At 74.1% G+C, this 10,709-nt stretch carries 9 protein-coding genes; 3 read left to right on the forward strand and 6 right to left on the reverse strand.

Features of this window, described 5'->3' with window-relative positions:
• The first annotated feature begins 527 nt into the window (after window positions 1–527).
• From cbiE to NLX94_RS30785, 3 genes are read left to right on the forward strand one after another with little or no spacing between them, the layout of a single operon-like run.
• On the forward strand, window positions 528–1,808 hold the full coding sequence (gene cbiE / locus NLX94_RS30775) for a precorrin-6y C5,15-methyltransferase (decarboxylating) subunit CbiE (protein WP_254386384.1): 1,281 nt from the start codon (window positions 528–530) through the stop codon (window positions 1,806–1,808).
• Window positions 1,805–2,554 (forward strand): precorrin-4 C(11)-methyltransferase, encoded by a 750-nt coding sequence (cobM, locus tag NLX94_RS30780; protein ID WP_254386385.1) that lies wholly within the window; start codon window positions 1,805–1,807, stop codon window positions 2,552–2,554. Before cbiE ends, cobM begins: the two co-directional genes overlap by 4 nt.
• Window positions 2,544–3,293: a cobalt-precorrin-6A reductase gene (locus NLX94_RS30785; protein ID WP_254386387.1), complete on the forward strand. Its 750-nt coding sequence runs from the start codon at window positions 2,544–2,546 to the stop codon at window positions 3,291–3,293. Before cobM ends, NLX94_RS30785 begins: the two co-directional genes overlap by 11 nt.
• A 129-nt stretch (window positions 3,294–3,422) precedes the next feature.
• Here NLX94_RS30785 and NLX94_RS30790 read toward each other — a convergent pair whose 3' ends face one another.
• The 6 genes from NLX94_RS30790 to NLX94_RS30815 form a co-directional block, all read right to left on the reverse strand.
• Window positions 3,423–4,748 (reverse strand): hypothetical protein, encoded by a 1,326-nt coding sequence (locus NLX94_RS30790; RefSeq protein ID WP_254386388.1) that lies wholly within the window; start codon window positions 4,746–4,748, stop codon window positions 3,423–3,425.
• 38 nt (window positions 4,749–4,786) lie between these two features.
• Window positions 4,787–6,310: an NACHT domain-containing NTPase gene (locus tag NLX94_RS30795; protein WP_254386389.1), complete on the reverse strand. Its 1,524-nt coding sequence runs from the start codon at window positions 6,308–6,310 to the stop codon at window positions 4,787–4,789.
• A gap of 41 nt (window positions 6,311–6,351) precedes the next feature.
• Window positions 6,352–6,825, reverse strand: a complete 474-nt coding sequence (locus tag NLX94_RS30800; RefSeq protein ID WP_254386390.1) for a hypothetical protein — start codon at window positions 6,823–6,825, stop codon at window positions 6,352–6,354.
• A gap of 289 nt (window positions 6,826–7,114) precedes the next feature.
• Window positions 7,115–8,602 (reverse strand): precorrin-2 C(20)-methyltransferase, encoded by a 1,488-nt coding sequence (locus NLX94_RS30805; protein WP_254386391.1) that lies wholly within the window; start codon window positions 8,600–8,602, stop codon window positions 7,115–7,117.
• Window positions 8,599–9,246, reverse strand: coding sequence for a precorrin-8X methylmutase (locus tag NLX94_RS30810; RefSeq protein WP_254386392.1), 648 nt, complete (start codon window positions 9,244–9,246; stop codon window positions 8,599–8,601). Before NLX94_RS30810 ends, NLX94_RS30805 begins: the two co-directional genes overlap by 4 nt.
• Window positions 9,243–10,541, reverse strand: a complete 1,299-nt coding sequence (locus NLX94_RS30815; protein ID WP_254386393.1) for a cobalamin biosynthesis protein CobG — start codon at window positions 10,539–10,541, stop codon at window positions 9,243–9,245. The genes NLX94_RS30810 and NLX94_RS30815 overlap by 4 nt, the downstream gene beginning before the upstream one ends.
• Between the last annotated feature and the right edge of the window lie 168 nt (window positions 10,542–10,709).

Raw genomic sequence — 10,709 nt, forward strand, 5'->3', positions numbered from 1 at the left:
GGGCCGTCCCCTACCCGCCCTTCGCCCGTTCCCCGGGCGCTGCCCGGACCCGCGCCTCAAACGCCGGCGGGGCTGGGGTGTGTCCCCGGGCTCCGCCCGGACCCCGGTCCTCAAACGCCGGACCGGCTGGGAGGGGGTACCGGGCTGCGCCCGGCCCCCCTGGGGCTCCGCCCCAGACCCCGCGCCTCAAACGCCGGCGGGGCTGGAATTGCCCTGCGGGCAATCCAGCCCCGCCAGGCGAAAACCCAGCCCCTCCCGCGGTTGAGGAGCGGGGGTCCGGGGGCTGGCCCCCGGGAACGGCGCCGCACCCGGCAACGGGTCCGGGCAGAGCCCGGGGAACGGTGGAAGGGCGGGTAGGGGACAGCCCAATCCCCCTCCCGCATCCACGCGGGGGCCGAGGCCAGCCCAAATCCAGCCCGTCCGGCGTTTGAGGACCGGGGGTCCGGGGCGGGGCCCGGGCGGGAGGGGGCCGGGGTGGGACCAGTAGGCTGCGGGTCCACCCGCTTCCGTACCCCGAGGTCCACCCAGTGAGCTCCGCACCGCCCCCCACCCCCGTCTCGCTCGTCGGCGTCGGCGCAGACGGCTGGGCCGGGCTCACCACCCCCGCGCGAGCCGCCCTCGCCGGGGCCGAGGTGCTGATCGGCGGCCCCCGGCAGCTGGACCTGCTGCCGCCCGGCGAGTGCGGCGGCACCCGCGTGGCGTGGCCCAGCCCGCTGCGCCCGGCGGTGCCGAAGCTGATGGCCGAGCACGCGGGCCGCCGCATCGCGGTGCTGGCCAGCGGCGACCCCATGTTCTACGGGATCGGCCGCGCCCTCTCCGAGGAGCTCGGTCCCGACGCCCTGCGCGTCGTCCCGCACCCCTCCTCCGTGTCCTACGCCTGCGCCCGCCTCGGCTGGCCGATGGAGGACACCGAGGTGGTCACCGTGGTCGGCCGCCCGGTGGCCCGGCTCGCGGCCGCACTGTACGAGGGCCGCCGCGTCCTGGTGCTGAGCGCCGGAGCACTGACCGCAAACGAGATCGCCGCTCTCCTTCGAGAGCGGGGCTTCGGCCCCAGCCGGATGCGCGTCCTGGAACAGCTCGGCTCCGAGCACGAGGACACGTACGAGGGCCTCGCCCAGAGCTGGCAGCACCCGCCCGGCGACCCCCTCAACGTGATCGCCGTCGACTGCCGCCGCGACCCCCGCGCCGAAACCCCCCGGCTCGGCGCGACCCCCGGCCTCCCCGACGCCGCCTACGAGCACGACGGCCAGCTCACCAAGCGCCACGTCCGCGCCGCGACCCTGTGCGCCCTCGCCCCCGCCCCCGGCGAACTGCTGTGGGACATCGGCGGCGGCTCCGGCTCCATCGGCATCGAGTGGATGCGCACGCACCCCTCCTGCCGCGCGGTGACCGTGGAGCGGGTGGCCGAGCGGGCCGCGCGGATCACCCGTAACGCGGCCGCGCTCGGCGTGCCCGGCCTGCGCGTGGTCACCGGCTCCGCGCCCGGCGCACTCGCCGGACTGCCCGCCCCCGACGCGGTGTTCATCGGCGGCGGCCTGACCGCACCGGGCCTGCTCGACGCGGCCTGGGAGGCACTGACGCCCGGCGGCCGGCTCGTGGTCAACACCGTCACCCTGGAGTCGGAGGCGGTCCTCACCGACCGCTACCGCCGCCACGGCGGCGAACTGGTGAAGCTGGCCGTCGCGCACGCCGTACCGGTGGGCGGTTTCACGGGCTGGCGCCAGGCGATGCCCGTCACCCAGTGGTCGGTCACCAAGCCCCACCCGAATGCCCAAATCGACCATGAAATGGTGGATCAGACGATATGACCGTGTACTTCATCGGCGCGGGCCCCGGCGCCGCCGACCTGATCACGGTGCGCGGCGCCCGGACCCTGGCCGCTGCCCCCGTCTGCCTGTACGCGGGCAGCCTGGTCCCGCGCGAACTGCTCGCCGAATGCCCGCCGGACGCCCGCCTCGTCGACACCGCGCAGCTGAACCTGGACGAGATCATCGCCGAGTGCGTACGCGCGCACGCGGCCGGCCAGGACGTCGCCCGGCTCCACTCCGGCGACCCGTCCGTCTTCAGCGCCGTCGCCGAGCAGATGCGCCGGCTCGACGCGGCCGGCATCCCCTACGAGGTCGTCCCCGGCGTCCCCGCCTTCGCCGCAGCGGCCGCCGCGCTGAAGCGGGAGCTGACCGTTCCCACCGTCGGCCAGACCGTGATCCTGACCCGGATCTCCCAGCAGGCCACGCCCATGCCCCCCGGCGAGGACCTCGCCACACTGGGCCGCAGCGGGGCCCTCCTCGTGCTGCACCTGGCCACCCGCTACGTCGACCGCGTCGTGGACGAACTCGTCCCGCACTACGGGGCCGAGTGCCCGGCGGCAGTGGTCGCGATGGCCAGCCGCCCCGACGAGCTGATCCTGCGCGGGACGCTCGCCGACATCGCCGCCCAGGTGAAGGAGGCCGGGCTGGTCCGCACGGCCGTCATCCTGGTGGGCCGCACCCTGGGCGCCGAGCAGTTCCGCGACAGCCACCTGTACTCCGCCGAGCGCGACCGGCATGCCTGCTGATCCGGCGCACGTCCTGATCCTCGGCGGCACCACGGAGGCCCGCCGCCTCGCGGAGGCGCTGACCGCCGCGCCCGGCTCCCCCCGGGTGACCACCTCACTGGCAGGCCGGGTCACCTCCCCGGTGCTCCCGCCCGGGGAGACCCGGATCGGCGGGTTCGGCGGTCCCGAAGGCCTGGCGGCCTGGATCGCCGCGCACCGGGTCACGCACCTGGTCGACGCCACGCACCCCTTCGCGGAGCGGATGAGCTTCAACGCGGCCCAGGCCGCAGCCCTTTCGGGCGTACGCCTGCTCGCCCTGCGCCGCCCCGGCTGGACTCCGGGCCCCGGCGACGACTGGCACTTCACGGACTCCCTCGCCGGCGCCGCCACTGCCCTTCCCGGTCTCGGCACCCGCGCCTTCCTCACCACCGGCCGGATGGGACTGCACAGCTTCGCGCACCTCACCGAGCCCTGGTTCCTGGTGCGTTCGGTGGACCCACCGGCCGGGGCGGTGCCGCCGCGCCTCGAAGTCCTCCTGGCCCGCGGCCCGTTCACCCTCGCCGACGAGCGCGAACTCCTGGCCCGCCACCGCATCGACCTCCTGGTCACCAAGGACAGCGGCGGCTCCGCGACCTCCCCCAAGCTGACGGCTGCGCGGGAGGCGGGGATCCCGGTGCTGGTCGTCCGGCGGCCTGCGGTTCCGGAGGGCGTCCGCCAGACTCCGTCGGTCGGCGAAGTCCTGGACTGGCTGTCGGCCTGAGTCCGGCCCACGCGCCCCGGCACCGCCGACCGGCCCCCAGCGACGGACACCGGTGCGCGGGCCAAGTCCCCTACCCACCCTTCGACGAGGGTGCCGGTGCCCGTTACTTGCCGATCAGCCGGACACATGTCATCGACGGATCCGCTGTAGGTCGAGAGTGGCCAGCGAGGTCGCGGCGTTGGTCCGATCCATCTTGCCGGCCCGAGGGTCGTTGGCCAACGCGGCCAGGAGCCGCAAGCCCGCGGCGCGGTGGCCGTCCAGCTTGGCCAGAGCGCGCGCGGCCATGGCTCTTGCGTTCCGGGGAGCCGTGGGATCAGCGGCGAAGGCCGAGAGGAGTTCGGCCGAGCGTTCTTCTCTGCGCTCGGCCAGTTCGGAGGCCGCGGTGATCCGGTCCCATACGGGGGCGCCGCCGTCCCGGGCGATGCCGAAGAGTACGCCGACCGCTTCCTCGCGGTGCCCGTCCAGCCGGGCCAGCTCCGCAGCGGCGTCCACGCGGTCGCTCTCCTCCGCAGTCGTGTCGGCCGCGATGCCGGCGAGCTGTCGAGCTGCCTCGCCCTGGTGGGTGGTCGAGCGGGCCAGGAGTCGGAGCCCGCGCAGCCGGTTGGACGGGTGGATGCTGCGGCCGGTCACGACGGGCAGGATCAGTTCCGCGGCGGCTTCCGCGTCCAACTCGACCAGCCTCTCGACGGCCGCCAGCTGGGAGTGGCTTCCGGGCGGCGTCTCCCGGGCCAGTTCGGTGAGCAGGCGGGCGGCGCGATCTTGGTAGCCGGCCCGGGCCAGTGCCTCGGCAGCCCATGCCCGGTCATCCGGTTGCGTGGCGCTGTCCCCCGCGAACGCGGTGAGCAGGCCCACTCCGTCCTCCCGGTCTGGCTCGTCCATGTTGGAGAGGTACCGGGCGGCGGTGACCGAGCCGTACTGGGCGAGGTCGAGCAGCAGCGCGGCACCGGACTCGCGGTGCTCGTCCAGCTCGGTGAGGAAGTCGGCCGCCATGCAGCGGAGGTGGTCCTCGGTCCCCGGGTCCATGGCGCACTCGGTGAGCAACTGCACTCCGAGAGAGCCATGGCCCTCGATCCGGGCCAGCGCCCGGACGGCGATGAGAATGCTGTCCAGGGACGGTGCCGGATCGTCTATGAACTGGAGGAGCAGCGCGGCCCCGGCCGACGCGTAGCCCTCAAGCCCGGAGAGGATCTCGGCGGCCCAACTGCGTGGGTCCGGATCGAGCGCGCGGTCGGCGGCGAGACGGGCCAGCAACCGCGCACCGTCGTCGAGGTGGCCCTCCAGCTCAGCGAGGTCCCATGCGGCCTCCACCCGTCCCTGGTCGTCCACGGCGGGGCTGTTCCCGAACGCGGTCAGCCACTGTGCTGCCTTCGGCCGCGGGATGCTGCTGCCGAGCTGGAGTTGTGCCTTGAGCAGGTGGTATCCGATGATCTCAGCGGATCCGAACAGGCTCTCCATGGCCCGCAGCGTGGCCGTTGCCAGGGGCCCCTCCGAATTCAGCAGTGCGTCGAGAAGGAAGCCCAGGGAGAATAGGACGGTTCGAGGCCCAGCGGATCCAGGGGCTCGATGCCGGACGTACGCCCAGTTGCCCGGCGCAGTCTGTCGCGCAGCCGCTGTCCGGGGAACAGCCGGTCGAAGAGCAGTGCGCGGGCCTCGGGGTCGCGGGTGGCGTGACGTGCGGCGTGGTACTCCAGGAGCGTGCGGTGCAGGAACTCGACGTCGCCGCCCTGGCCGGCCAACAGGCCGCAGGAGCGCAGCAGCGAGGCCAACAGCGCGTCCCACAGCGGTGCTTTGACCTCGTCCGGCCGTCGGGCGTACGGATGCGCGGTGAGGATCGCGGTGGCCGGAGCCCGGTTCCCGCTGATCCTTTCGTGGGCCAAGTGATCGATGAGGACCGGCAGGTGTTCCCGGGCGCGCTCCGCGGCCTTCTCGACGGTGCGGCGGTCGGCCGGGATCTGATAGCGGCCGGTCAGGGTGTCAATGGCGCGGTCCTGCAGGTCACCGACGCCCTTGTGGACGTTCTCCTCATAGAGCAGTTCGACGAAGGAACGGAAGACTCCGGCCCGCCCGTCGGGCAGGGGGCGATCGGTGTCGGCCTCGTACAGATGGCACAGCATGGCGGTCATCAGCGGGATGCGGGCCAGTTCCTCGAGCCGAGTCCGGCGGACACCGCGCAGGAACGCCCGGACGTGGTGGTCGGTGTCGGGCAGAGCATGCAGACGTTTGTGCACGTAGGTACGCACTTCGTCGTCCGTGAAGGGCTCCAGCGTGAAGAGGCCGGCGGCGCGGGGCAGCCGGTCGAGTTCGTCGCCGGGCAGAGGGCGGGTCGCGACGAGGAACCGGTAGGGCGTGTCCGGCTGCCCTGTTTCGCGGGCGAAGCGGTCGAGGAGGGACAGCCTGGCCGTCCGGTCGGGCACCTCGTCGAGGCCGTCGACCATCACCAGCCACCGCGCGCCGAGACGCGGAGGGCGGCGGAAGAAGTCCTCGGTCAACGCCTCGCGCAGCCCGAAGGGACCGCACTGCTCGGTCACCGCGTGCGCCAAGGCGGGCGCCAGCAGGGGTGCGCCGACCAGGTCAGCGGCCCGGATCAGCACCGGGAAGGCGAGCGCCGGACGGGCGGGGTCCCCCTCCGTCGCCAGCAGGTGCAGGGAGGTGGACAGCAGGTGCTGCCGCAGGAGCGTCGACTTGCCGTGGCCCGGACCGGCCAGCAGGACCCGGAGCGGGTCCTCGCCGGTGAATACGTGTTCGGCGGCCTCGGGAGCCCGCGCGGCCTGTGCCGAGGTGCGCCGCGGCACGTAGACGTCGGCCAGTGACGGTGCGTCGAGCTCCGGCGCCAGCCCGGGGTGCGGAAGGTGATCGGCTGCCGACCGGACGGCTCTCAGGTACGAGTCGAGCCGGTGATCGGGGCCGCTCGTGCGCAGGGCCCGGTGACCGTCGCCAGGCTCCGGCGCGGACGCGTAGTACGTGATGCTGTCGGCGTGCCCGACCGCGAATCCGCCCGTGGTGGCCGAGACGGACATGTCCGCCGTGGGGTGAGGGGCCTGACCGCCTCCGAGCCCGCTCAGCCCTGCTGCGGACCCGGCTGCGGAGGGAATCCGACGGTGACGTCACGCATCTGCACCGCTGCCACGGAACCGTGATCGGCCCGGATGTCCACGTTGCCGCGGATCGTCGGGCCGTCGGCGGGCGCCTCCGCTCCGTCCGCCGGGGCGTGCGTCTGCAACAGGGCCCGCAGGACCTCGGCGGCCTCCTCGCGCTCGGAGTCGCTCAGGTTCTCCAACGCCTGCTCGAAGCGGGCCTGCCAGGCTCCTTGCTGGCCGCTGCGCACTCCTGCCTGCTCGTCGTCCTGTGCTGTTTCCAAGGCGGCCGCACTACGGTCGAGCCGTTCCAGCTCGACGCGCTGACGCGCCCCGTCGCCCCGGGCGAACCACTGCGCAATCGACTGCTGCAAGCCCTGCCAGGCGCTGGTCCCAGCCGCCTGGACGACCGCAGTACCTCCGGCCGCGGCCAGCACGCCCAGCCCCTCCGCCAACATCCAACCATCCCCGTTCGTCACGGTGTTCGACGTGGGAGACGGTAGTACACCGCTTGGCACGCCACCTCGCGTTCCACAGGATTGACACCGGGCGCGCGGTCCGCTCCGCTGAGCGGCGTCAAGGCCGGCGCCGGCGGCAGGCCGGCGCGCCGAAGCCCGGCAAGCAGGGCAGCGTGCAGGCGTTGCCGGACGCCGGCCCCTGCACCGCCCCACCCGCAGCCGGCCCCACCCGCACGTACGACCGGACCCCAGCCACAACCCAGCCCCGCCGGCGCTTGAGGCGCAGCGGTCAGCCGTAGCGCCGCGGGGTCCAGGTCACTCGGGAGCCGTCAGGCCGCTGCGTGACCTGGGTCTGCGAGGACCCGATCAGCAGGATCGTCCGCATGTCCACCTCGGACGGCTCCAGTTCGGCCAGGGTGACGATCCGGACGGACTGCTCCGGCCCGCCGACATCCCGCGCCACGACCACCGGCGTCTGCGGCGCCCGCAGCTCCAGGAGCAGCTCGCGGGCCTGCGCCACCTGCCAGGTCCGGCTGCGCGACCCGGGGTTGTACAACGCCAGGACGAGATCCGCCGCAGCAGCCGCCCGCAGCCGCTCGGCGATGACCTCCCAGGGCTTGAGCCGGTCGGAGAGGGAGATGGTGGCGTAGTCGTGGCCGAGCGGCGCCCCCGCCGCGGCGGCCGCCGCGTTGGCGGCCGTCACCCCGGGCAGGACCCGTACGGGCACGTCCTCGTACTCCGGCTGCCCCGCGACCTCCAGCACCGCGGTGGCCATCGCGAAGACCCCGGGGTCACCCCCGGAGACCACGGCCACCCGCTTGCCGCGCCGCGCAAGGTCCAGCGCGAACTCGGCCCGCTCCGACTCCACCTTGTTGTCGGAGCCGTGCCGGATCTGCCCCGGCTTGGCCGGGACCCGGTCCAGGTAGGTCGTGTACCCGACCAGCACCTCGGCGTCGGCCAGCACCCTGCGCGTCTCGGCGGTGAGCCACAGCGGCCCGGCCGGCCCGGTGCCGACGACGGCGACCTCGCCGGGTCCGGACGGCACGCTGCCCGGGTTCCCGATCCGGCTGGGCACCACGGCGACGGCGAAGTAGGGCACCGATTCGGGGTCGGTGTCCGCCAGCAGCCCCGTCCGCTCCCCCTCCATCGTCGCGCGCTCGACGTACCGCGCCTCGGCCAGCCGGCCGCTGCTCTCCATGGCCCGGCGGATGGCCGGGAAGGTGCGCCCCAGCTTCATCACGACCGCCGAGTCGGTGGCGGCGAGGCGTGCGGTGAGTTCCTCCTCGGACAGGGTGCCGGGCAGGATGGTGAGCACCTCCTCGCCCTCCACGAGCGGGGTGCCGAGCCGCGCGGCGGCGGCGCTCACCGAGGTCACCCCGGGGATCACCTCGGTCTCGTACCGGTCGCAGAGCCGCTTGTGCATGTGCATGTACGAGCTGTAGAAGAGCGGGTCGCCCTCCGCGAGCACGGCGACGGTGCGGCCGGCGTCCAGGTGGACGGCGAGCCGTGCGGCGGAGGCCTCGTAGAACTCCTCCATCGCGCCCTGGTAGCCGCCGGGGTGGTCGGTGGTCTCGGTGGTGACCGGATAGACCAGCGGCTCCTCCACATGGTCCGCGCGCAGGTGCTTCGCGGCGATGGAGCGGGCGATCGAGCGGCCGTGGCGGGCGGAGTGGTACGCGACCACGTCGGCCTCCGCGATCACCTCGACGGCGCGCAGCGTCATCAGCGAGGGGTCGCCGGGCCCGAGCCCCACTCCGTACAGTCGTCCGGCGCTCATTCGGCCACGCTCGCAATGGCGTTGACCGCGGCCGCGGCCATGGCGCTGCCGCCGCGCCGCCCACGGACGATCAAGTGGTCGAGGCCGGAGGGGTGTTCGGCAAGGGCGTCCTTCGACTCGGCGGCCCCGATGAACCCGACGGGCACGCCGATGACCGCGGCGGGGCGCGGGGCGCCCTCCTCGATCATCTCCAGCAGCCGGAAGAGCGCGGTCGGCGCGTTCCCGACGGCGATCACCGAACCCTCCAACAGGCCCCGGTCCCGCCAGACTTCGAGGGCGGCGGCGCTGCGCGTCGTACCCATCTTCGCGGCGAGCTCCGGCACGGCCGGGTCGGAGAGGGTGCAGATCACCTGGTTGTCGGCGGGCAGCCGCTTGCGGGTGACCCCGCTGGCGACCATCTGCACGTCGCACAGGATCGGGGCGCCCGCCTCCAGGGCGGCGCGGGCCCGCAGGACGACCTCGGGCGTGTAGCCCAGGTCCCGGGTCAGGTCGGTCATGCCGCAGGCGTGAATCATGCGCACCGCGACCTGGGCGACCGAGGCGGGCAGCCCGGAGAGGTCCGCCTCGGCGCGGATCGTGGCAAAGGACTGGCGGTAGATCTCGGCGCCGTCCTTCTCGTACTCGAACACGGTGTACTCGCTCATTTCTTGACTGCGCCTTCGGACACTCGGGGTTGGCTGCGCGCTTCGGCGACGGCCGCGGCAAGTTCGTTGCGGGGCACCGGGCGTCCGTCGAGCCGGTATCCCTCGGGGGTGGCGACGAGGTCGACCCACGCGGTGCCGCGCGGATGCCCGCACCGCCGCTCGCAGCCGGACCAGTGCACGGGCCGTTCCCCGCGCGCCTCGTCCACCACCGCCCGCGCATCGGCGCGTACGTCGGCGAGGGACTTGGCGCAGCCGGGTCGCCCGGTGCACGCGGTGACCGACTCCCAGGGGCCGTCGGGCGTGACCACCAGCCCGGCGCCCGCCAGTTGGGCGTAGCCGTTGACCGGTCGCCGGGTGCTCGCCGAGGTCAGGACGATGCTGCGCCACGGGGTGATCCGCAGCGTGCCGCCGCCCCGGTCGGCGATCCGGACGAGCAGCCGCCACTGCTCGGAGGTGAGCCGGCCGAGCGGGGGCAGGACGCACATGGGCGCCGTATTGCCCACGCTCTGCCCCCATGGCTGGGGCGGCGGCGCGTACGGCCACTCCACCTCGGGCACGTGGGTCGCCTCCACCCCCGCGGCAGCCAGCCGTACGATGAACTCCGCTGATTCCAGGGCGTGTTCGGCGGGCAGCTCGGACACCCGCCAGGCACGGGTGCCCGCCGCGTCGGCGGCGTCGAGGAAGTACTCGGCGGCCAGCAGCGCCGCCCGGGGCACGTCCGGTCCGGCCACCTCCACGGCGTCGGCGGCCGCGCCGAGGCGGAGCAGCGCCCGGTCTGCGGGCCGGCCGAGGGCGGTCACGTCGGGGCCCAGGGAGGCGACGTCCCCGCGGCCGTCGTCGAGGGCGAAGAGGAAGCGCCCGGACAGCGCCGCGGCCCGCGGGCTCGCGCAGAGCAGCCGGTCCAGTTCGAGGACCCAGGGCACGACGTACGGCCGCCCCGCGCTCAGGATTCCGGACATCGGGGTGGCCACGATGTTGCGCACGCGTTCGTGGCTCGGTGCGGGCAGCAGTCCTGCGACGTCCAGGAGTCCCGCCAGTGCGGCGTCGCACCCGTCCGCGAGCCCGCGCAGCTGGACGTTGCCGCGCGAGGTGAGTTCCAGGTTCCCGTCCCCGAACCGGTCCGCGGCGAGGGCGAGCACGGAGGCCTGCTGGATGGTGAGCAGTCCGCCCGGTATCCGGATCCGCGCCAGGTACCCGTCGTCGGCGGCATGCAGGCGCAGCGCGCCTGGGCAGGCGTCGCCGCGATCCCGTATGACGGGTTCGTCCCGCGCGGTGGCGGAGGGGGGCGTGGGCATGGCGGCGAGCATACCCACGATTCTGCGCCCACCCCCTGTGGCCCACACCACCCCGTTCCAGCCTGAACCCAGCCCCTCCGGCGTTTCAAACCCAGCCCCTCCGGCGTTTGAGGAGCGGGGGTCCGGGGGCAGCGCCCCCGGCAACGGCGCCGCACCCGGCAACGGGTC

The sequence above is a fragment of the Streptomyces sp. TBY4 genome (assembly GCF_024213195.1).
GTDB lineage: Bacteria > Actinomycetota > Actinomycetes > Streptomycetales > Streptomycetaceae > Streptomyces.

What these genes read in the sequence shown, in the direction of transcription:
- cobM (WP_254386385.1), top strand. Translation starts at nt 1,805, where the DNA reads ATGACCGTGTACTTCATCGGCGCGGGCCCCGGCGCCGCCGACCTGATC.
- NLX94_RS30785 (WP_254386387.1), top strand. Translation starts at nt 2,544, where the DNA reads ATGCCTGCTGATCCGGCGCACGTCCTGATCCTCGGCGGCACCACGGAG.
- NLX94_RS30790 (WP_254386388.1), bottom strand. Translation starts at nt 4,748, where the DNA reads ATGGAGAGCCTGTTCGGATCCGCTGAGATCATCGGATACCACCTGCTC.
- NLX94_RS30795 (WP_254386389.1), bottom strand. Translation starts at nt 6,310, where the DNA reads ATGTCCGTCTCGGCCACCACGGGCGGATTCGCGGTCGGGCACGCCGAC.
- NLX94_RS30800 (WP_254386390.1), bottom strand. Translation starts at nt 6,825, where the DNA reads ATGTTGGCGGAGGGGCTGGGCGTGCTGGCCGCGGCCGGAGGTACTGCG.
- NLX94_RS30805 (WP_254386391.1), bottom strand. Translation starts at nt 8,602, where the DNA reads ATGAGCGCCGGACGACTGTACGGAGTGGGGCTCGGGCCCGGCGACCCC.
- NLX94_RS30810 (WP_254386392.1), bottom strand. Translation starts at nt 9,246, where the DNA reads ATGAGCGAGTACACCGTGTTCGAGTACGAGAAGGACGGCGCCGAGATC.
- NLX94_RS30815 (WP_254386393.1), bottom strand. Translation starts at nt 10,541, where the DNA reads ATGCCCACGCCCCCCTCCGCCACCGCGCGGGACGAACCCGTCATACGG.